At 62.3% G+C, this 21,578-nt stretch carries 20 protein-coding genes and 1 tRNA gene; 13 read left to right on the plus strand and 8 right to left on the minus strand.

Annotated elements, in window-relative coordinates; all coding sequences use genetic code 11:
- Position 1: 1 nt before the first annotated feature.
- The 6 genes from soxC (at position 2) to hemA (ending at position 6,274) form a co-directional block, all read left to right on the plus strand.
- Positions 2–1,264 (plus strand): sulfite dehydrogenase, encoded by a 1,263-nt coding sequence (gene soxC, locus KUV51_RS08350; protein ID WP_222521072.1) that lies wholly within the window; start codon positions 2–4, stop codon positions 1,262–1,264.
- Positions 1,248–2,558: a c-type cytochrome gene (locus KUV51_RS08355; RefSeq protein ID WP_222521073.1), complete on the plus strand. Its 1,311-nt coding sequence runs from the start codon at positions 1,248–1,250 to the stop codon at positions 2,556–2,558. Before soxC ends, KUV51_RS08355 begins: the two co-directional genes overlap by 17 nt.
- Entirely contained in the window at positions 2,555–3,253 is a 699-nt protein-coding gene (locus KUV51_RS08360) for a c-type cytochrome (RefSeq protein ID WP_222521074.1), read from the plus strand. The genes KUV51_RS08355 and KUV51_RS08360 overlap by 4 nt, the downstream gene beginning before the upstream one ends.
- Before the next feature lie 24 nt (positions 3,254–3,277).
- Complete coding sequence (locus KUV51_RS08365; protein WP_222521075.1) at positions 3,278–4,546, plus strand: NAD(P)/FAD-dependent oxidoreductase; 1,269 nt, start codon at positions 3,278–3,280, stop codon at positions 4,544–4,546.
- 79 nt (positions 4,547–4,625) lie between these two features.
- Positions 4,626–5,057 carry a DUF302 domain-containing protein gene (locus KUV51_RS08370; RefSeq protein ID WP_222521076.1) on the plus strand — a complete coding sequence of 144 codons (432 nt, stop codon included), beginning with the start codon at positions 4,626–4,628 and terminating at the stop codon, positions 5,055–5,057.
- Positions 5,057–6,274, plus strand: coding sequence for a 5-aminolevulinate synthase (gene hemA, locus KUV51_RS08375; RefSeq protein ID WP_222521077.1), 1,218 nt, complete (start codon positions 5,057–5,059; stop codon positions 6,272–6,274). Before KUV51_RS08370 ends, hemA begins: the two co-directional genes overlap by 1 nt.
- An 82-nt stretch (positions 6,275–6,356) precedes the next feature.
- On the opposite strand, the gene KUV51_RS08380 is transcribed toward hemA, so the two are convergent.
- The 6 genes from KUV51_RS08380 to KUV51_RS08405 all read right to left on the minus strand — a co-directional run bounded on the left by KUV51_RS08380 (position 6,357) and on the right by KUV51_RS08405 (position 11,170).
- Positions 6,357–6,545: a DUF2892 domain-containing protein gene (locus KUV51_RS08380; RefSeq protein ID WP_222521078.1), complete on the minus strand. Its 189-nt coding sequence runs from the start codon at positions 6,543–6,545 to the stop codon at positions 6,357–6,359.
- A 68-nt stretch (positions 6,546–6,613) separates the two neighbouring features.
- Positions 6,614–7,231, minus strand: a complete 618-nt coding sequence (locus KUV51_RS22260; RefSeq protein WP_222521079.1) for a Crp/Fnr family transcriptional regulator — start codon at positions 7,229–7,231, stop codon at positions 6,614–6,616.
- Positions 7,228–8,169: an MBL fold metallo-hydrolase gene (locus tag KUV51_RS08390; RefSeq protein ID WP_222521080.1), complete on the minus strand. Its 942-nt coding sequence runs from the start codon at positions 8,167–8,169 to the stop codon at positions 7,228–7,230. The genes KUV51_RS22260 and KUV51_RS08390 overlap by 4 nt, the downstream gene beginning before the upstream one ends.
- Complete coding sequence (locus KUV51_RS08395) at positions 8,169–9,074, minus strand: MBL fold metallo-hydrolase (RefSeq protein WP_222521081.1); 906 nt, start codon at positions 9,072–9,074, stop codon at positions 8,169–8,171. The genes KUV51_RS08390 and KUV51_RS08395 overlap by 1 nt, the downstream gene beginning before the upstream one ends.
- Positions 9,075–9,278: 204 nt before the next feature.
- A tRNA-Leu gene (locus KUV51_RS08400) sits at positions 9,279–9,365 on the minus strand.
- 122 nt (positions 9,366–9,487) lie between these two features.
- Entirely contained in the window at positions 9,488–11,170 is a 1,683-nt protein-coding gene (locus tag KUV51_RS08405; protein WP_222521082.1) for a peptidoglycan-binding domain-containing protein, read from the minus strand.
- A 157-nt stretch (positions 11,171–11,327) separates the two neighbouring features.
- On the opposite strand from KUV51_RS08405, the gene KUV51_RS08410 reads away from it, so the two are divergent.
- Both KUV51_RS08410 and lipB read left to right on the plus strand, forming a co-directional pair.
- Positions 11,328–12,005: a DsbA family protein gene (locus KUV51_RS08410; RefSeq protein WP_222521083.1), complete on the plus strand. Its 678-nt coding sequence runs from the start codon at positions 11,328–11,330 to the stop codon at positions 12,003–12,005.
- 4 nt (positions 12,006–12,009) lie between these two features.
- Positions 12,010–12,666, plus strand: a complete 657-nt coding sequence (gene lipB, locus KUV51_RS08415; protein ID WP_261385686.1) for a lipoyl(octanoyl) transferase LipB — start codon at positions 12,010–12,012, stop codon at positions 12,664–12,666.
- Positions 12,667–12,756: 90 nt separating this feature from the next.
- Here lipB and KUV51_RS08420 read toward each other — a convergent pair whose 3' ends face one another.
- Complete coding sequence (locus KUV51_RS08420) at positions 12,757–15,237, minus strand: Hint domain-containing protein (protein ID WP_222521085.1); 2,481 nt, start codon at positions 15,235–15,237, stop codon at positions 12,757–12,759.
- A gap of 378 nt (positions 15,238–15,615) precedes the next feature.
- Between KUV51_RS08420 and ctaD the strand changes: the two genes are divergently transcribed.
- From ctaD to KUV51_RS08440, 4 genes are all read left to right on the plus strand, one after another.
- Entirely contained in the window at positions 15,616–17,289 is a 1,674-nt protein-coding gene (ctaD, locus tag KUV51_RS08425) for a cytochrome c oxidase subunit I (RefSeq protein ID WP_222521086.1), read from the plus strand.
- Positions 17,290–17,363: 74 nt separating this feature from the next.
- Positions 17,364–17,954: a hypothetical protein gene (locus tag KUV51_RS08430; protein ID WP_222521087.1), complete on the plus strand. Its 591-nt coding sequence runs from the start codon at positions 17,364–17,366 to the stop codon at positions 17,952–17,954.
- 339 nt (positions 17,955–18,293) lie between these two features.
- Positions 18,294–18,908, plus strand: coding sequence for a peptidoglycan-binding domain-containing protein (locus KUV51_RS08435; protein WP_222521088.1), 615 nt, complete (start codon positions 18,294–18,296; stop codon positions 18,906–18,908).
- Between the two features lie 90 nt (positions 18,909–18,998).
- Complete coding sequence (locus KUV51_RS08440) at positions 18,999–19,481, plus strand: DUF2244 domain-containing protein (RefSeq protein ID WP_222521089.1); 483 nt, start codon at positions 18,999–19,001, stop codon at positions 19,479–19,481.
- Between the two features lie 217 nt (positions 19,482–19,698).
- On the opposite strand, the gene KUV51_RS08445 is transcribed toward KUV51_RS08440, so the two are convergent.
- Positions 19,699–20,166: a GatB/YqeY domain-containing protein gene (locus tag KUV51_RS08445; protein WP_222521090.1), complete on the minus strand. Its 468-nt coding sequence runs from the start codon at positions 20,164–20,166 to the stop codon at positions 19,699–19,701.
- Positions 20,167–20,372: 206 nt separating this feature from the next.
- Here KUV51_RS08445 and carA point away from each other — a divergent pair, with 206 nt between their 5' ends.
- Positions 20,373–21,521, plus strand: coding sequence for a glutamine-hydrolyzing carbamoyl-phosphate synthase small subunit (gene carA, locus KUV51_RS08450; protein WP_222521091.1), 1,149 nt, complete (start codon positions 20,373–20,375; stop codon positions 21,519–21,521).
- The last annotated feature ends 57 nt before the right edge of the window (positions 21,522–21,578 follow it).

The following is a 21,578-nucleotide window of genomic DNA, read 5'->3' on the forward strand; positions in this document are numbered from 1 at the left end:
CATGGATGACACATTTAAACCTTCCCGTCGGGCTTTCCTGCGTGGCAGTGCCGCGGTTGCCGCAGGCACAGTGGCCGGTGCGGCCACCGCAAACAGCCCCGACCCGCTGATCACCGAACTCCAGGACTGGGCGAGCTACACTGGCGTCGGCGTCGATGAGACACCTTACGGCATGCCGATCAGCTTCGAAAGCCACGTGGTCCGTCGCAACGTCGAATGGCTGACCGCCTCCCCCATTTCGTCCATCAACTTCACGCCGATCCACGCGCTCGACGGCACGATCACACCGCAGGGCTGCGCGTTCGAACGGCACCACTCGGGCGCGATTGAGCTGTCGAAACCCGACTACCGCCTGATGATCAACGGCCTTGTCGATCAGCCCTTGGTCTTCACCTATGACGACCTGATGCGCTTCCCGCGCGAAAACCACGTCTATTTCTGCGAATGCGCCGCCAACACCGGCATGGAATGGGCAGGCGCGCAGCTGAACGGCGTGCAGTTCACTCACGGCATGATCCACAACATGGAATATACCGGCGTACCCCTGCGGACCCTGCTGCAGGAAGCGGGCGCAGACATCAGCCCCGACAAGTGGGTCTATGTGGAGGGCGCCGACGCCTCCTCCAACGGTCGTTCGATCCCCATGGAAAAAGCCCTCGATGACGTGCTGGTCGCCTTCAAGGCCAATGGCGAGGCGCTGCGGATGGAACATGGCTATCCCGTCCGCCTCGTCGTGCCGGGATGGGAAGGTAACATGTGGGTCAAGTGGCTGCGCCGCATCGAAGTGACCGACATGGCCGTCGAAAGCCGCGAGGAAACCTCGAAATACACCGACGTTCTGGAGGACGGCACCGCCCGCAAATGGACGTGGGAGATGGACGCCAAATCCGTCATCACCTCCCCCAGCCCGCAAATGCCGATCACCCACGGCAAGGGGCCGCTCGTTATCTCGGGCCTTGCATGGTCCGGCCATGGCAAGATCACGCGCGTCGACGTGTCCAAGGATGGCGGCATCACCTGGGAAACCGCCCGTCTGGGTAAGCAGGGCGACACCAAGGCCCTTACCCGCTTCTATCTGGACATGGATTGGGACGGCGCGCCGATGCTGCTGCAATCCCGTGCCATGGACGACACCGGATATGTCCAGCCGACCAAGGCGCAACTGCGCGAAAAACGGGGCGAGAACTCCGTCTACCACAACAACTGTATCCAGACCTGGTACGTGAACGCAGAAGGGATCGCCGAGAATGTCGAAGTCTCCTAACCTCCTCCTTCCCGCGCTCGGGGGCACGGCACTGGTACTGGGCGTCGCCTTCGGCGTGATGAACCGCGACTACGCTGCCGACAAGATCGACACGCTGGAAACGCGGGTCGAACAGGTGAACGCACAAGCAAGTGCTGCCGCGGACAAGGCCAAAGCCGAAGCCACCCGCGCAGCCGAACTGGAAGCCAAAGTGGCCGAGATTCAAGCCAACGCGCAGGCGCAACTGCTGAACGCCAGTGCCACGCAACCCGCACCAAAGACCGACGGGCGCCTGGGCCTTGGTCGTGCGGCCTTGCCGGAAGAAATCGCCGCCTGGGACGTCGATGTCCTGCCCGACGGGCGCGGCCTGCCCGAAGGCAGCGGCGATGTCTGGACGGGCGAAGAGGTCTATGTCGAAAACTGCGCCTCCTGTCACGGCGACTTTGCCGAAGGGGTCGACAACTGGCCCGTCCTCGCGGGCGGCTTTGACACGCTGGGCGACAAGGATCCGGTCAAGACGGTGGGCAGCTATTGGCCGTACCTCTCGACGGTCTGGGACTACGTCCACCGCTCCATGCCCTTCGGCGCGGCGGGCACGCTGACCCCAGACGACACCTACGCCATCGTCGCCTACATCCTCTACTCCAACGACCTTGTGGACGATGATTTCGTCCTCAGCCGCGACACGTTCCTCAATGTGCCCATGCACAACGCCGACGGCTTCATCGTGGATGATCGGGCCGAACAGGAATACGCCGAATGGCGGACGGAACCCTGCATGGAGAACTGCAAGGAAGAGGTTGCAGTCACCATGCGTTCCGTCTTCCTCGTCGAAACCCCGCCCGAGGGGGGATCGAACTCGGTCATGAACCACGCGCGAACGGTCGATGACCTGCCCACCTTCTCGGCCGCCGGCCCGTCCTTCATCCCCGAGGCGGCACCGCAACCTGCTACCCCTGCCCCAACCGTGACGAAGGCAGCCGTCAGCGATGGCGACGCGCTGCTGGAACAAGGTAAAAAGGTCTTCCGCAAATGCTCCGCCTGCCACGCGGTCGGTGACGGAGCCAAGCACAAGTCCGGCCCCCAACTCAACGGGGTCATGGGCCGCGCCATGGGATCGGCGAATGGGTTCAAGTATTCCGACGTCTTCCAGGAGGCCAACGCCGAAGGGCGCACTTGGACGGCCGAAGAACTCGCCGCCTTCCTCGCCAAGCCCAAGGCCTACATGAAAGGCACGAAAATGGCCTTTGCCGGTCTGAAAAAGGAAGAAGACCTGACCGCCATCACCGCCTATCTCGAAAGCTTCACCGAGTGAGGACACTGGCCGCATATGTGGCGGCGGCGGCCTTCGCCGCATTGCCCGCGCTCGCAGACCCCGGCGACGTCGAAAAAGGCGAAAAGCTCTTCCAGCAATGTAAGGGCTGTCACCAGATCGGCGCAGGGGCCACGAACCGCAGCGGCCCGCATCTCAACGGCCTGTTTGGACGCAAGGCGGCAGGCCTCGACGGCTTCCGCTACTCCAAAAGCTTCCAGCGCGCAGGCGCAGGCGGCCTCGAATGGCATGCTGAAACCCTCGACACCTTCCTCGAAAACCCGCGCGCCATGACCAGCGGCACGCGGATGAGCTACCCGGGCCTCAAAAGCGCCGAGGACCGCACACACCTCATCGCCTTCCTGCGCCAATACTCCGACGACCCCGCCAACATCCCCGAGGCTGACCCGACTGCACAAGGCATCGACCACGACCTAGACCCGGCGATCCTCGCCCTCGTGGGCGACCCGGAATACGGCGCGTATCTGAGCGGCGAATGCACCACATGCCACCAGGCGGCAGGCAGCGATGACGGCATCCCGTCCATCACGCTCTGGCCCGAGGATCAGTTCGTCGTCGCCATGCACGCCTACAAGACGAAAAAGCGCAACCACCCGGTCATGCAGATGATCGCCGGGCGGCTGGGCGATGAAGAGATCGCGGCACTGGCCGCGTATTTCAAAGACCTCGAAAACTGAGGCGACACTAGGGAGGAGACTAAAATGACATTGAACAGAAGGACATTCTTGGGAACATCCGCCGTTGCGGCAGCGACCCTCGCAGCCCCCATGGTCCGCGCGCAGGGCAAACCGCGTGTCGTTGTGATCGGCGGCGGCGCAGGCGGGGCCACAGCGGCGCGCTACATCGCCAAGGACAGCAAGGGCGACATCGACGTCACGCTGATTGAGCCCACGCGCACCTACTACACCTGCTTTTTCTCGAACCTCTATCTCGGCGGGTTCAAGACGATTGACGAAATCGGGCACAGCTACGGTGGCCTTGCCGCCAATGGCGTGAACGTCGTGCACGATTGGGCCGTAGGCGTGGACCGCGACACCAAGATGGTGACACTGGCGGGCGGCGGCACCCTGAAATACGACAAGCTGATCCTCAGCCCCGGCATCGACTTTGTCGACATGGCCGTCCCCGGCTGGGACATCTCGGCGCAAAACGCTATGCCCCACGCCTACAAGGCAGGCTCACAAACCGAACTGCTGAAGGCACAGCTCAAGGCGATGCCCGAAGGCGGCACGTTCGCCATGGTCGCCCCACCCAACCCCTACCGCTGCCCCCCCGGACCGTACGAGCGCGTCTCGATGGTGGCCCACTACCTCAAGGTTAACAACCCGACCGCCAAGATCATCGTGGCCGACCCCAAGCCCAAATTCTCCAAAATGGCGCTCTTCCAGGAAGGCTGGAACAACCACTACGAGGGCATGGTCGACTGGATCGGAGAAGACTTCGGCGGCGGCAGTGTCTCCGTCGATCCCGTAGCGATGACGGTCACCATCGACGGGGAAGAGACCAAGGTAGACGTGGCCAACGTCATCCCCGCCATGAAAGCGGGCCGCATCGCGGACATCGCGGGCGTGACGGACGGCAACTGGGCCCCGGTCAACGCCGCCGACATGTCATCGAAGATGGACCCGGATGTCTACGTGCTAGGCGACGCCAGCCAACAGGGCGACATGCCGAAATCCGGCTTCTCGGCCAACAGCCAGGCCAAGGTCTGCGCCAACGCGGTGCGCGGCGCGCTGACCGGGTCCAAGGTGTTCCCCGCCAAGTTCTCCAACACCTGCTGGTCGCTGATCGAGACCAATGACGGGGTCAAGGTGGGCGCCACTTACGAGGCGACGGACGAAAAGATCGCCAAGGTCGACGGGTTCATCTCGCAAACCGGCGAAAGCGCGGATGTACGCAAAGCCACCTACGAGGAATCCGAAGGCTGGTACGCGGGCATCACTGCCGACATGTTCGGCGCAAAAGCCTGAGAATACCGCGGTGCATTGACACATCTCAGTGCCCCGCCGGACCCAGCATGCAACACTGCGGCACTGTCAGGAGGATAAGATGAAACAGACCATTCTTGCCATCTCGCTCGGCCTTGCCGGTGCCGCAGCCCACGCCGAAGACCCCATTGTCGTCCCCTTCGACGGCAGCTTTGACGACGCCACCTTTGCCGTCGAAAGCGCCATCGTCGATCGCGGGCTGGTCATCGACTACGTCAGCCATGTGGGCGACATGCTGAACCGGACAGGCACGGATGTGGGCAGCGACACGAAACTCTTCGACGCCGCTGACATCTTCATTTTCTGCTCCGCCGTCATCTCCCGCGAGGTGATGGAGGCCGACCCGATGAACATCGCACACTGCCCCTATGGCATCTTCGTGGCCGAACGCGAGGGCGCGGTGATGGTCGGCTATCGCGACTACCCCGAAGGAGAGATGGCCAAGGTCGAAGACCTGCTTCAAAGCATCGTCGCCGAGGCCGTCGAAAACTGATGAATTACCAAGACTTCTTCCGGTCCGCGCTGGACCAATTGCGCGATGATGGGAACTACCGCGAATTTGCCGAGCTTGAACGCCATCGCGGCGCCTTCCCCGCCGCCATCTGCCACAACGGACCGGGCGAGGTCACCATCTGGTGCTCAAACGACTACCTTGGCATGGGCCAGCATCCCGACGTGCTGGCGGCCATGCACAACGCCCTCGACCGCACGGGAGCGGGCGCGGGCGGGACGCGCAACATCTCCGGCACGACCCACGACCACGTGCAGCTTGAGGCGGAACTCGCCGACCTGCATGGAAAAGAAGCCGCGCTTCTCTTCACATCCGGCTACGTGTCGAACTGGGCCACACTCCGCACGCTCGGCGCCCGCATCCCCGGCCTGACGATCCTGTCCGATGCGCTCAACCACGCCTCGATGATCGAAGGCATCCGCCATTCGAAGGCCGCGCGGCGGATCTGGAAACACAACGACCTCGCCGACCTCGAAGCCAAACTCGCCGCCCTGCCGCTGAACGCACCCAAACTGATCGCGTTCGAATCCGTCTACTCCATGGACGGCGACATCGCCCCGATTGCCGAGATCTGCGATCTCGCCGACCGCTACAATGCGATGACCTATCTCGACGAAGTGCACGCGGTCGGCCTTTACGGCCCGCGCGGCGGTGGCATCGCGGAACGCGACGGGCTGATGGACCGGCTGACGGTGATCGAAGGGACGCTGGGCAAAGCCTTCGGCGTCATGGGCGGCTACATCGCCGCAAGCGCCGAACTCTGCGACTTCATCCGCTCTTTCGCGTCCGGCTTCATCTTCACCACCGCCCTGCCCCCAGCCGTTGCTGCAGGCGCAACCGCAGCCGTCCGACACCTGAAATCCAGCACCACCGAACGCACCGCCCATCAGGCCCGCGTGGCAGAGGTGCGCGCGCGGCTCGACGCCATCGGCCTGCCGCACATAGACAACCCAAGCCACATCATCCCGGTGATGGTGGGCGACCCGGTGAAGTGCAAATTCATCTCGGACACGCTGCTGCGCGACCACGGCATCTACATCCAGCCGATCAACTACCCGACAGTGCCCAAAGGCACCGAACGGCTGCGCATCACACCGTCGCCCGTGCACTCGGCAGCAGACGTCGACACCCTCGTCTCGGCACTGGAAACACTCTGGACCCAATGCCAACTCGCGCGCAGGCCCATCGCGGCCCAATAGGCTCAGGCAAACACAATCGCCGTCCCAATTGCAAAGACCATCGCGGCAAAACCAACCGCCGCGATAATCCAGACGAGGCGCGTCAGCAATCCTGGCACGTCTTCAAGCCAAACACCCGGTAGATCGGGCAGAAATTGACAAAGGCGGTACCGACAAAGATCGCACCGACAAAGCCCCAGGCACCGATGGTGCCAAGCGCTGCCAGCACGATCAGAAGGGCGCCGATGACAAAACGGGCGATACGGTCAATCTGTCCAAGGTTGCGGGTCATGTGAAGCTCTCCGGTTTGCGGTTACAGACTCACCGTGCCCTGCCTCGCGCTGCGCGTCTGTGACTCCGTCACACGCCGTCCTGCGCACCGTGCGCCTCCAGCGCGGCCGCATTCAGAACGGTGATCGTCCCACGCTCCACCGCAATCCAGCCCTGTCGCTCAAATGACTTGAGGGTCCGCGACACCACCTCGCGCGCCGTCCCCAACTCCTGCGCAATGTCCTGCTGGGTCCGCGAGACCGTGGCCGGTTGCCCACTCAACCACCGCGCCAGCTTCAGATCGGTGCGGTGCAAGAGCAGCGCATCAATCACATCCGTCAATTCGCCCACCCGCTGGGCAAAGCCGCGAAACACCAGCTCGCGAAAACCCGCATCCCGGCCCAACAGCGCCTGAAACCGCGCCGCACTGATCGCCACGGCCGTCACCGCCCCCTCCGCATATCCATACCCGGAATAAGGTCGCCCCGACAAAAGGCAGGTCGTCGTCAGCACGCAACTGTCGCCTGCCTGCACACGATATAGAACAACAGTCCGCCCCACCGCATTCGTCTGCTCCACCCGGACCACACCGGATTGCACGATCAGAAACGCCCGCCCCTCATCACCGGGCCGAAACAGGCACGCGCCATCCGGGGCGTCAATCGGATCGCCTTGATCTGCGTAATCCGCAAGGCTCTGCTGCGTCACTCGAATTCCATCTGCTCATAGACCCGCCCCGCATTCCGCGTGGCCAGTTCTTCATAGGTATCGAGATGTAGATAAGGCGTCTGATCGACATAGTAAGCGTCTGCCAGATCACCGCCCGCCTCCAGATGCGCACCGACAACCTCGCGCAGATGCACCAAGTAGTCGCGGGTATACCGCCGCACCTGCGCCATGTTGGTCGGATGGCCGTGACCGGGAATGACATAGGTCGCGTTCAACGCCTCGAAACAGCACTCCCATGTCTCGATCCAGTCGAGTACGATGGTGTCCTCGAAAATCGGCAGCATCCGCTCGTGAAAGGCCATGTCGCCGGCGATCACCATCCCCTGCTCGGGCAGCCAGACCTGCGTGTCGCCGGGACCATGAGCGGGACCAAGATGCAAAACCTCGATCCGGAAATCGCCCATCTCGATGATTTCCTTGTCCTCGAAGGTCCGCGTCGGCGGCGCGACAAATGTCCCCTCGGCCTTGTCGCGATTGTACCGCTTCATGTTCTCAAGAATGCGGTTGCCCCGCTCCTCAATTTCGTGCGCTGCGTCCACATGGGCGAGGATCGGCACGCCCTGCTCCGCCCAATAGGAATTGCCAAGCATCGCATGCCCCTGCCCGTTCTCATCAATGACCAGCTTCACCGGCTTATCGGTGACGACCTTGATCTCGTCATGCAGCGCCTTGGCCAGCAGATAGGCCGCCCCACCATTGATCACGACCACCCCGTCGCCCGTCACGATGAAGCTCAGGTTGTTGTTGTGCCCGCTGTTCTCGTAGGTCGGCGGCGCTGTGGCCCCGATGGCGGACCACACATGCGGGATCACCTCGACCGGCTTGGAGTAAAGAACCGAGCCCGGATACTGATCGGCAATGTCCTCGCTGGCGAACACGGGTGCGGCGCAAAGCGCCAAAGCCATTGCAACCCGCATCACGCACCCTCCGGCACGAACACGTACCCCTCCGATGTCCGGTCAACGCGCCCCATCCCGCCCTGCGGCAAGTGAAAGCCCACGATCTGCATCCGCTCCGAGGTGATCCGATCAAACAGCATCGCCCGCGTCTTTGCGGCCATCCCCCCATCCTGATCCGATCCGCTGATCCAGTCCGGCTTGTGAAAGGCGACGTGATGGTTGCCAATCGCATCGCCCAGGATCAGGGCGGCGTCGGACCCGTTCCGCAGCTCGAAACTCATATGCCCCGGCGTGTGCCCATGCGTGGCAACCGCCGCGATCCCCGGCAGCACTTCCTGCCCGTCGTCGAACAACTCCACGCTGTCCTCAATCACCTCCATCCGCCGCTTGGCCCCCACGGCAAAGGCAGCGCGCGCCTCGCCAATGGTGTCGACCGTCTCGGGGTTCCACCAATAGTCCCACTCTGCCCGGCCCATCATATAGGTGGCATCGGCAAAAAGCGGTTCGTCGAAATCATCCAGCAGACCCCAGATGTGATCCGGGTGCGCGTGGGTGAACAGAACATGGGTGATGTCTTCCGGCGTCAGGCCCAGGGCGTCAAGGCTGTCTGTCACCATCCCCGCCGTGGGCATGAAATCAGGGCCGGAGCCCACGTCGAACAGCACGGTCCGTTCACCGTCGCGATACAGGGCCAGATTGCACTCAGGCGTCAGTTGCGCATCCGACAGACCGTATTTTGCAAGGATCGGCTGCAACGCATCCTGCGGCATCGGTTCAAAGATGAAACTGCCGGGCAACGTCAGGCTGCCGTCGCTGACCGTGGTCAGGGTCGCTTGACCGACCTGTGCCTGTGCTATGACGGGCGACAGGCCCAGACACCCCGCAGCCATACCGCTCCGCATCAGAAAAGACCGTCGATCCATCTGCTTCCCCCCCCACATTCAAATTCTCATATCTGAATGTTTCTCAAGCAAATTCATAAATCAAGATGTTTCCCGCAACGACGCAAAAGCGCAGCGCGTGCCAAACATTTGAAAACCTGAAGTGAGGGAAGAAAGTGGTGCGCCCGTTCGAACATAGTTCAAACTCAATCAATGGATCGGACGCGTCAATCGACGTCAGGAGATTGGTGCGGCCGGCGAGACTCGAACTCGCACGAGTGTTACCTCACAGCGACCTCAACGCTGCGCGTCTACCAATTCCGCCACGGCCGCACGCCTTGACTTGGTGAGCGGGGTTTAGCGACGAACGCGCCCCTTGCCAAGCCGAAAACTCAAAGAAAAACCGGGGCCCGTAAAAGGCCCCGGTTTCATCACACAAAGCTGACCGAAACGGATCAGTCCGCCGCAATCCCGAATGTGGGCAGGGCCGCTGGTTGCACGGTCGGTTGCGCAGGTGCGAGGCCCGAATTGGACACGCCCAGTTGCAGCGACGCCGTGCGCAGCAACTCGATCCGCTCGGGCTGACCGGGGGCAAAGACCGCCTTGGCCCCGCCGTCCACGGCCTTCAGCCCTTCGGCATACCAGACACGCGCATTGTCCACGCGCGGCGCGGTGCCGAAGCCTTGCGCCAGGTGGTGCCCCATGATTTCGCCGTACACATGGTCACCCATGGCATACATCATCAGGGCCGAGCCAAGCGCCACATCCATGTTGTCAGTGCGGTAGCCGACCCCCATGCAGATCTGCGCGGTGCCCTTGAGCTGCGCAGGCGACATGCCGGTGGTCAGGATGAAGCTGGTGACATCCTGCACGACCTCGGGCTGCGATTTCAGCGCCAGCGCCGCCACATAGGGCTGCATGGCCGGGCCGAACTGCTCGCATTGCGCCGCGATCTGGTCGGGTGTGAAGCCCTGCACCTTGGCAATCATGTCCTCGCTTTTCGCGATGGCATAGGTCCGGGCGAGGCAGAACTGTTCGTTCAGCGCCACGTTCGGATCGGTCATCTTGTCCGCCGTGGTGAAGCCGCCATTGGTGTTGGTCAGCAACGACACCGTGTTGCAGTGCGAGGCCAGCGATTGGGCCGAGCCGGTGCCGCCAAGGAAGTTGGGCAGCGCCGACGGGGCTGCCGCAGCAACCGCCGTGGTGCCCGGCGACGCTGGGATCGCTGTCGCCACAGGCAATGTGGCCGACTGGACCTCTGGCAGCGTTGGCGCAGGCTGCGCCGGTGCCGGTGTCGCCGCGGCAAAGGTCGCCTCATCCGTCTTCGTGCAATTGCCACGCTGGCAGCTGAACATCGCAGGTGTCACGTTGAACGCCTGGAAGTCGTTGCGCTCATAGCCTTCGGGGGTCGAGGCGAACACACGCACCGCACAGCTTTGCGCGTTGCACCAGAACGCGCTGCCGGTGACGGATGTGTCGATGACATAGTCCGTCTGCCCATCGCCATTGATGTCCGCGAGCTGGATAAAGCCTGAGCGTTGCACAAGCTGCTGCGCGCTCGGGTCCGAGCTGCGCGCAATCTCGTTGACCGAAGCCGCCACTTCACGGGGCAGACCATAGGTGTTGCCGACCGTCGTTGTGGTGCTGCCACCGGCCAGCTCTGAGCGATACGCGATCAACAGGCCACGACTGCCCTGCCCCAGCGACGCGATCTGCTGCGACGCGGCCAGCGGGTCGGCCTGCGCGCGGTTGTAGGCCCCGGTCAGAAGACTTAGCTCGTAGGGCGTCAGCTGGCCCGTGGCTGGATACCCGAGAAAGACCTGGTAGGCTGAAATGGCGTTGCGGGACCGCTGGCCCAACTGACCATCGACACTGCCCGCATCGAACCCGAAATAGTTCAGCGAGGTCTGGATCTGTCGCCCTTCCTGCGTCGAGGGCAGCCGCGGCTTGTACGTCTTCTTGGTATAGCTCCGCGAGGACGTCGCCTTTTTCTTGCGATTTTGATTTGCAGCCGCACCCACAATGCCGCCAATAATGGCCCCGGCCACGAAGTCACCGGCATCGGCGGCAACACGTGAGGCAGGAACAACAGCGACGGACAAGGCAAGGACGGAAGCAACAATCGGCTTTCTGAACATGACTAAAAACTCCAAGTAATATGAAGGGAGTGTAACAGCGGACGAAGATTCGCGAAGTCATTAATTCCGGACCATTTGGAATTGGCGCATTGCCGAATTCGCGCAAACCGGGAATTGAACGAATGCGACGCGCCAAAAAGCGAAAAGGGAAATACAGATGACACTGTCGGATGACACCGGGGAAGACACCTCCGCCGTGGTGCAGGTCGAAATCATTTCGGACGTCATGTGCCCATGGTGCATTGTCGGTTTTCGTCAGTTGGAACAGGCCCTTGGGATGACGGGCATGGGGGCACGCATACGCTGGCACCCGTTCGAGCTGAACCCCGACATGCCGCCGGAAGGTCAGAACCTGACCGAGCATATTTCAGAAAAATACGGCGCCAGCCCGGAACAATCCGCGCAGAACCGCGCGCATTTGCAGGAGTTGGGAAAGACTTTGGGGATCGACTTCGCCTTTTCCCCCGACAGCCGCATCGTCAACAGCTTCGAGGCGCACCAACTGCTGGATTTCGGACTGTCCCAAGGCCTCCAGCACCCGCTGAAGCTCGCGCTCTTCGAGGCGCATTTTGGCACAGGCCGGGACGTATCGGACCGGACCGTGCTGCTGGAGATCGCAGAACAGGTCGGCCTCGACCGGAACGCCGCCGAAGACGTTCTGTCAAACGGCACCCATCGGGACCGCGTGCGCGAGCAACAGGCCTTCTGGACCTCTCACGGCATCTCCGGCGTGCCGTCGATGATCTTCGGCGGCAAATACCTGGTCACCGGCGCGCAGGGGGCGGACAATTATGCCCAGATCCTGCGCAAGACCGCGCAAGAGGCGGCGGCCTGACCCCATGGTCGAATGGATCACGACCCCGGGCCTGACCGACTACCGCAAAGCGGAAGCCTGGATGGAGGAGCGCGCGACAGCCATCGCGGACGGCAAAGCGGAGGAGTGCATCTGGCTCGTCGAACACCCACCGCTCTACACCGCCGGCACCTCGGCCAGGCCCGCGGACCTGACCGATCCCGACCGTTTCCCCGTCTATGAAACGCGGCGCGGCGGGCAATACACCTATCATGGGCCGGGCCAGCGCGTGGCTTACGTGCTGCTGGATGTGGGCAAGCACGGACGCGACGTACGCGCCTTCGTCCAGCAGCTCGAAGCATGGGTGATCGCAACGCTGGAGACGTTCAACGTGAAGGGCGAAATCCGCGAGGGCCGGGTCGGCGTCTGGGTCACGCGCCCTGAAAAGCCGCTGCAGCCGGATGGCTCCGTGGCCGAAGACAAGATCGCCGCCATCGGGATCCGGCTGCGCAAATGGGTCAGCTTTCACGGGCTGAGTATCAATGTCGAACCGGACCTGTCGCATTTCGACGGCATCGTGCCCTGCGGCATCGCCGAGCATGGAGTGACGTCGCTGGTGGACCTGGGCCTGCCGGTGACGATAGAGGACGTGGATCTGGCGCTGCGCCAGACATTCGACACCGTGTTCGCGCAGCAGCCGTGATCCAAAGGCCGCTCTCGCGACACCATTCTTCAGGGGGCTCTGCCCCCGCCCTGCGGGCTCCCCCGAAGTATTTTCAGCCAGAAGAAGGGCTTAGCTGAGCATTCCGGCCAAAGCGCGTGCCTCGTATCCTTTCATCACCGGGCGGACGCACCGGCTTGCGCACATCAGGAGTTCCGGGAACAACCGCGCGATTTCGAGGGCCACGGCCCCCTCTTCGGTGTCGCCGTATTCCGCTGCCTCGACCGCCTCGCGGGTCAGGTGGAAGCTCTCGGTCGGTGCGCCTTCGGCATAGATCACTTCGTGCCGGTCCATCAGGATATGGTAATAGGTCACATGCGGCTGCGGCGCCCGGTAGATCAGATCGCCCCGCACCAGGTTGACCGCGCTGACCAGCACCTCGTCCGCACCGAACAGCATCTGCGCCCGCCAGTCCGAGATCAGCATCCGGTGCGCCGGCGACACGATCAGATCCCGATCATTGCCCAAGGCACCCGCCGAGATGTGCACCGGTGCCAGGTCCCCCGACCCGTCGACCTTGCGCCGCAACACCGCACGCACCGGGCGGTCCCCATTGTCCCAGGTGCGCAGGCGCATGCCCCGGCGCAACGCTTCGACCGGCACCGGCCCTTCGGTCGTCTCGATCAGGGCCCCCTTGGTGAAACAGGCGACATTGGTGTTGTCAAAGGTCAGATCCCCCCCGGTCACGCCGGTCATGGTGATCGACCCGCCCAGACCGGTATTGTCGCCGAAATCGCCGACCGACTGGTTCAACACACCGTCATCGGCCAGGTCGGCGCGCAGTTCGAAGATGTTGGTGTAATACGAACTCAGGTCGATGAAATCGTTGTTGGTCTGATCGCCATCGCTGATCGTGCCGCTGTTGCCAGCATTGAAATCGGTAATGACATCGTCGCCATCGCCCGCATTGAACACATAGACATCGTCGCCCGCCCCGCCGGTCAGCGTGTCGTTGCCGGTACCGCCCTCAAGCGTGTCGTTGACCGCATCCACCCGCACGACCGAGAAATTGTCGATCGCGAAACTCTCGTTCGCGATGCTGGAATTCAGCGTGCTGCCGAACCCGACCGTCAGTTCGGCGGGCGCGTCCGTGATGGTGATCACGACATTCATGATCGTGTCTTGCGAGTTCGACACCGATCCGCCGCTCGTATAGCCCAGCTCGCCCGTCTGCGTGTTGGTGAAGTCGATGGTGTAGGTCGCCCCGTCGGCACCCACGAAGCTCTGGCTCGCGGGCGAGGACGTGTCACCGGCGAGGTGCGAGATCCGCACCTCCTCGCCGTTCAGCGTGATCACGAAGTCTTCGCCATCCCAACTGTCCAGCAGCAGGGCGTCAAACTCGACCTGCACTTCCTCGGAATCGGCCCCCAGTTCGAATGTACGTTCGGTCGCGACAAGGCCGTCCCCGGCGCCGAAACGGCCCAGCGAGCTGCCGAGATCGGGATCGGTTTCGGTCGAGTTGTCCGACCAGCCGCTGGCACCGGATTCGAAATCGTCTTCGAAGATCGTCGTGCTGTCGGACCCGTCGTCCCCCACCAGCACGTCTGCACCCGCGCCGCCGACAAGGCTGTCTGCGCCCTGCTGGCCCTCCAGCGTGTCGGCGCCATTGCCGCCTTCGAGCGTGTCATCACCCGTGCCCCCGGTGAGGCTGTCACTGCCCCCGTCGCCGGACATGGAATCGTCACCCGATCCGCCGATCAGCGTGTCCGCACCGCCATTACCGGCAAGAACGTCGTCGCCGGTGCCGCCATCGACACTGTCATTGTTGGCCCCACCCGACAGCGTGTCATTGCCGCCATCGCCGAAGATCGTGTCATCCCCGTCGCCGCCATTGATCACATCATTGCCTTCGACACCCGCAGGCGTGCCCGTCACCGAGTATTCCGGTCCCGGCGGCATCCCGATCATGGGCGAGGTCAGCAGGTTCTGGCTGGCACCACCCGTGTCCGGGCCGCTGATCGTCGCCGACAACGTGTCCCCACCGCGGTTTTCCCAATACCGGATCTGGATCGTGTAAGTCTCGTTCGGATCGAGTGTCACATCGCCGAAACGCGTCGTCGTGCCCTGGTGGAAATCGTTGTTCAGGTAGTCGAGCGTGCCACCCGTCTGATTGGCGAACTGGACAGGATTGCCATTGGAATCAAAGATCTGGATCGTCGAGCCGTCATCCGAAGACGTGGTCAGCCGGTATGTTCCGCCGGACGTGACATTGAGAGTGCTGGTATAGATGACCCCGAAGTCCTCGGGGTTGCCGGTGGTGCCCCGCACCGTGTTGGTCAGCCCGCCCTCGTTGAAATCCGTGACGTAGCCCGACCCGGTGCGCGTGCCGTTCTCGATATCGAACGCCTGCCCAGCCGCGGACGAGAAGTCGTAGTCGAATGTTTCGAAATGCCACGCGCCTTCCACCGGCCCGTCACCACGCAGGACATCGGCGCCCGCGCCGCCATTGATCGTATCGCTGCCAAAAGCGCCGGTCAGCGTGTCGGTTCCGGTTGTACCCGAGATGACCTGATCGCCTTCGGTGCCCGGATTTGTGTTGTCGTTCGTTGCCATTATTCTGCACTCAACCTTGGCGCGCATCAGCGCTTTGGGGTGAGGAATGGCGGCGGATTCGGGCTTAACGAGGGATGAACAATGCCTCGATTGGCCCGAAATTGTGACCATTCCACGTCTTCACAGCGTATTTGGAAACGACACAGCGTGTCGCACCCTATAGTTGCATATGCGGAAACGATGCGCGAGTCCCATCGACGTTCGAAAACCGAACCCAGGACGATGGATGCAGGATGTTTCACACGCGACAATTCATCCCGGCCATTTGGCGTATCTTCCATTGATGCGCGCGGGCCAAAACTTTAGAACCGCTCAAGAATCCGTGCGCGGAGCGGGAACCCCGTGCGCGAACCAAACAAACCAGCCAGGAGGCACCGCATGGCAGACGCAGCCATTCACGGGCACGAGCACGAAGACGAACGGGGCTTTTTCACCCGTTGGTTCATGTCCACCAACCACAAAGACATCGGTATTCTGTACCTGGTGACCTCGGCCCTCGTCGGCTTCATATCGGTCGCATTCACCGTTTACATGCGGCTCGAGCTCATGGACCCGGGCGTGCAGTACATGTGTATGGAGGGCGCGCGCCTGACAGCCGCGGCTGCCGGTGAATGTACACCCAACGGGCACCTCTGGAACGTTTTGATCACCGGCCACGGCATCCTGATGATGTTCTTCGTCGTGATCCCGGCCCTGTTTGGTGGTTTCGGCAACTATTTCATGCCCTTGCAGATCGGCGCGCCGGACATGGCATTCCCGCGCCTGAACAACCTGTCGTTCTGGCTCTACGTCGTCGGCACAACGCTGGCGGTCTGCTCGGTGCTCGCACCGGGTGGCAACGGACAGCTTGGCTCGGGCGTGGGCTGGGTCCTCTACCCGCCGCTTTCGACCAACGAACAGGGCATGTCGATGGACCTCGCGATCTTCGCGGTCCACGTCTCGGGTGCGTCCTCGATCCTGGGTGCGATCAACATGATCACCACCTTCCTGAACATGCGCGCACCGGGCATGACGCTCTTCAAGGTGCCGTTGTTCTCGTGGTCGATCTTTGTCACATCATGGCTGATCCTCTTGTCCCTGCCGGTTCTGGCGGGCGCGATCACCATGCTGCTGATGGACCGCAACTTCGGCTTCACCTTCTTTGATCCGGCCGGTGGCGGTGACCCCGTGCTCTACCAGCACATCCTGTGGTTCTTCGGCCACCCCGAAGTGTACATCGTGATCCTGCCGGGCTTCGGCATCATCAGCCACGTGATCGCGACCTTCTCGCGCAAACCCGTCTTCGGCTACCTGCCGATGGTCTGGGCTCTGATCGCCATCGGCGCACTGGGCTTCGTGGTCTGGGCGCACCACATGTACACCGTCGGCATGAGCCTCAACCAACAGGCTTACTTCATGCTGGCCACCATGGTGATCGCGGTGCCGACAGGGGTCAAGATCTTCAGCTGGATCGCCACGATGTGGGGCGGCTCGGTCGAGTTCAAGACCCCCATGCTCTGGGCCTTTGGCTTCCTGTTCCTGTTCACCGTGGGCGGTGTGACGGGTATCGTGCTCAGCCAGGCTGCCGTGGACCGCTACTACCACGACACATACTACGTTGTGGCGCACTTCCACTATGTGATGAGCCTCGGTGCCGTGTTCGCGATCTTCGCAGGGATCTACTTCTACTTCCCCAAGATGACGGGCCGTATGTATCCTGAATGGGCGGGCAAACTGCACTTCTGGACGTTCTTCATCGGCACGAACATCACCTTCTTCCCGCAGCACTTCCTGGGCCGCCAGGGCATGCCACGCCGCTACATCGACTACCCGGAGCAGTTCGCCTACTGGAACGCCTGGTCGTCGTGGGGTGCGTTCGTGTCCTTCGCCTCGTTCCTGTTCTTCTTCGGGGTCATGTTCTATGCCCTGCGCTCGGGCGCACGGGTGACGGAAAACAACCCCTGGAACGAATATGCGGATACGCTGGAATGGACCCTGCCCAGCCCGCCGCCGGAACACACGTTCGAAATCCTGCCCAAGCAGGAAGACTGGGACAAACAGCCCTCGCACTAAGCGTGGTCTGATGTGAAAATCCAAAGGGCTCCGGTGGCGACCGGGGCCCTTTTTTCAAAAGCAGCTGCCCTCACATGCTAACGCCGCCCTCAATCGACCTCTTTTCCCTGATATGCCTCGCCGTGATGGCGGGCGTCAGCCTCGAGCTGCATCGCAAAACCGTCCCCGCCCCGATGCACGCAGCGACCCTCGTCGCGCTTGGTGTCGTCAGCATCGGCGCTTCAATCATCTATAATACCGCGACGCTTTCAGGCCTGGCTGTCGATGGTATGGCAAACCAGATTGACGCTTTCGCAGGTACGGCCCCGCTGCTGATCACATCTATCACGGTGCCCCTTCTGCTGCTGGCGATCCTTGGACCGTGGCAGGCGATGACACAGAACTGGCGCGGCGCACCGCAACGCAGCACATGGTACATCCTGCACTGGACGCTGCTCGTGGGATGGCTGGTCGTCGCCCTGATGGACCCCGCCACCCTGTTCGCAAACACCCCCCCACTTGCAGAGCAATCGCCTGAGGACCGAAGGGACCTGATGGCCAATTTGAGCAAAGCAAGACAGACCTACATGATCGCGATCCTCCTATATGCGATCGCCACAACAGGGGTCTTCCTGCTCCCCGTTGTCGCGCGCTGGGTGAACCCGTGGCACAGCCGCACACCCTAACTCTGTGCACCCAGTCGCCAAAAACCCTCTTTCTTCTGGCTGAAAATACTTCGGGGGGCTTGGGGGGCTGGCCCCCCATCCCGCAGTGGATCAAGCACGCCAACACCCGCCCAAACCGCGGTACGACAGGCGTTGTTATGCAATATCACGTAACAAAACTGGGCCATCTCCCGCCCAAGACCCTTCCGAAACGCGCGATCCGCCGCCCACGCGCGCGCGAGGCTCCCAAACCATCTTCCCCGACCCGGCCCCTGCCCCATATGCCAATGCCATAGCTGCCTGTAACCCCGTGCTGCCCGAACATCCCGGAGCCAGGCGATACGAAGAAAAGGAGCAGTCATGCTGTCCAAAACAATCATCTCCGCCGCAATTGCGGCCTCGCTCGCCCTCGTACCGGCCACCCAGGCTGCCGCGGACAAGAAGGATTTCATCGCCGGCGCCATCCTTGGCGGCATCGGCGGCGCAATCATCAACAATGAGGTGCGCAAGAACAAGGAACGTCAGGCCGCGCGCAGCCGCGCCGTCGCACCGCGCACCACGACGACCACACAACGCGCCTACCGCGCACCGGCGAAAAAGACCTACCGCCCCTCGATCCCGGCCACGCCCGAAGGACGCGAGATCCAGTCCTCGCTCAACTATTTCGGCTTTGACGCCGGCACCATCGACGGCAAGGTCGGGTCCAAGACGCGCGACGCCATCGCGGACTACCAGCGCTACATGGGCTACGAAGGCACGGGCACGCTGACCTCGTTCCAGCAGCACCTGCTGACCTCGGCCTATTTCCGCGCCGAAGCCGGTGGCAACCGCACCTTCCAGGACATCGCCTCGCATCCCGACGGCACACGCGGCCTGCTCAAGATCTACCGCGATGACCTCGCCGCCGGTAGCACGCAGGAACGCACGCTGCGGCCCGAGCCGTCTTCGGCAACGACCGAGTACACCGACCTGTAAAAAAACACCGAGCAGGCGGGGCGACGCAGCTGTGCCGCCCCGCGACATCCTGCCCTTCGACTTCGCACGCGTCCGACATATAACGACGTCATGCCCTATCGTTGGACAACAGAACCCGATGCGCGGGTGCAGGAATTGCACCTCTGGCCGCACAACTCCCTTCCGCAGCACGGAATGGCGGCGTTTGTCCTCGCGACCTTTACCCTGATCCTGATCCCCGCCCTGCCGCTTCTCGGCTCCGTCGTCCTCTGGGGGCTCCTTCCTTTCGTGCTGGGTGCTGTGTGGGCAATGTACTTTGCCCTGCGCCGCAACCGCCGCGCGCGCCAGATCATCGAAGTGCTGACGCTGGACGCCGATGAAACACACCTCACCCGAACCGAAGCCGATGGACGGGTGCAGGCATGGGATTGCAACCGCTACTGGACGCAAGTGACCAAGTACGAGGACGATGGCCCCGTGCCGCATTACGTGACACTCAAAGGCAAGGGGCGCGAGGTCGAGATCGGCGCATTCCTCAGCGAAGAGGAGCGCATCGCGCTTTACGATGAGCTGCAACGCGCATTGCGCCGTTAACCCCGGTTAACGGCCACATTTGAGGTCTTTCACCAAAACACGCAGTTTCGGACTGAAAATGTGCAGTTTCCGGAAAACCGGCCAAAATCGACCCCTTTCAGTGGATCGAAAACACGCAGTTTCGGGCGCAAACTTCGCAGTTTGCTTGAGCACCGGCCGTCACAGGACACGAAAAAGGCGGGCATTAACCCGCCTTAACAAAGCGTGCGTTGCCCGGTCAGTGTGCCGCGCAGAGCCGGTCCTTGACCATCGGTCCAACCGCGCCAAAATCCATCTGGCCGGTATATTTGGACTTCAGAACGCCCATCACCTTGCCCATGTCGCGAATGCTGTCGGCACCCACTTCGGCAATCGCATCATCCACCGCCTTGGCCGAGGCTGCGTCGTCCAGTTTCTGCGGCAAAAACTCCTCGATGACCGCGATCTCAGCCACCTCACGCTCGGCCAGATCAAGCCGCCCGCCTTCTTCATAGGTCTTGGCGCTCTCCTTGCGCTGCTTGACCATTTTCCCAAGGATCGCAAGGACTTCACCCTCGCCCACCCCGTCATCCTGACCGGCGGCGCGGGCGTCGATATCCTTGTCCTTGATGGCGGCATTGATCAGGCGCAGCGTGGATAGTCGGTCTGCATCCTTGTCTTTCATGGCCTGCTTCAGCGCGGCCGAAATCTTGGTGCGCAAATCCATTTGATGTCCATCCCCATGGGCACGTGTTGAACTGTTTAAAATAGAGCATCAAGGGAGTCGAGGCAAGGGAGCGGAAGGCGGTTAAGACATTGTTTTCATTACACAAAGTAAATTGATGAACGGGCTTGACCAACACCCGCCTCCACACTAGTTTCCGCGCAATTTGCCTGCACTCACCTGTCTCTGCCGCATCAGGAAACCCTGCCATGACCCCTGCCACACCCACCGCCTGCCTCGCCCTCGCCGACGGAACTTTGTTTTATGGTCAAGGGTTTGGCGCCACTGGACAGACCGAGGCGGAGCTGTGTTTCAACACCGCCATGACCGGCTATCAGGAGATCATGACCGACCCCTCCTATGCGGGCCAGATCGTCACCTTCACCTTCCCCCATATCGGCAATGTGGGCGTGAACCCCGAGGATGACGAAACCGGCGATCCCGTAGCCTCGGGCATGGTGGTCAAATGGATGCCCACCGACCCGTCGAACTGGCGTGCCGCGCAGGACCTGTCCAGCTGGCTGGCAAGCCGGGGTCGCATCGCCATCGGCGGCGTCGACACCCGCCGCCTGACCCGCGCCATCCGGCAGGCAGGTGCACCACATGTAGCGCTGTCGCACAACCCGGACGGCATATTTGACATCGAAGCGCTCGTCGCCGCGGCCCGGGGCTTTGCCGGTTTGGAAGGCATGGACCTCGCCAAGGACGTCACCTGTGCCCAGTCCTACCGCTGGAACGAGAAACGCTGGGCTTGGCCCGAGGGCTACACGCCGCAAGAAGATCCCAAGTTCAAAGTGGTTGCGGTCGACTATGGCGCCAAGCGCAACATCCTGCGTTGCCTGGCCTCCGCCGGCTGCGACGTGACCGTGCTGCCTGCCACCGCCACGGCAGATGAGGTGATGGCCCACGAGCCCGACGGCGTGTTCCTGTCGAACGGCCCCGGCGACCCCGCCGCCACCGGTGAGTATGCAGTACCCATGATCCGCGACGTGCTGGACAAGGACCTGCCCGTCTTCGGCATCTGCCTGGGGCACCAGATGCTGGCGCTCGCCCTGGGCGCCAAGACGGTCAAGATGAACCACGGCCACCACGGCGCCAACCACCCGGTCAAGGATCTGGATACCGGTAAGGTTGAAATTACCTCGATGAATCATGGCTTTGCCGTGGATGCTCAAACCCTGCCCGAGGGCGTGGTCGAGACCCACACGTCGCTCTTTGACGGATCCAACTGCGGCATCCGCGTCGAGGGCAGGCCGGTCTATTCAGTGCAGTACCACCCCGAAGCCAGCCCCGGCCCCCAAGACAGCTACTACCTGTTCGAGCGCTTTGCCGAAGCGATGGCCTCCCGAGCAGGTTGAATTTGAGCCGCAAAGGCACAACCTTAATCACTTGTTAACCATGGATTGCCATGGGTG

The sequence above is a fragment of the Tateyamaria omphalii genome (assembly GCF_019802125.1).
GTDB lineage: Bacteria > Pseudomonadota > Alphaproteobacteria > Rhodobacterales > Rhodobacteraceae > Tateyamaria > Tateyamaria omphalii_B.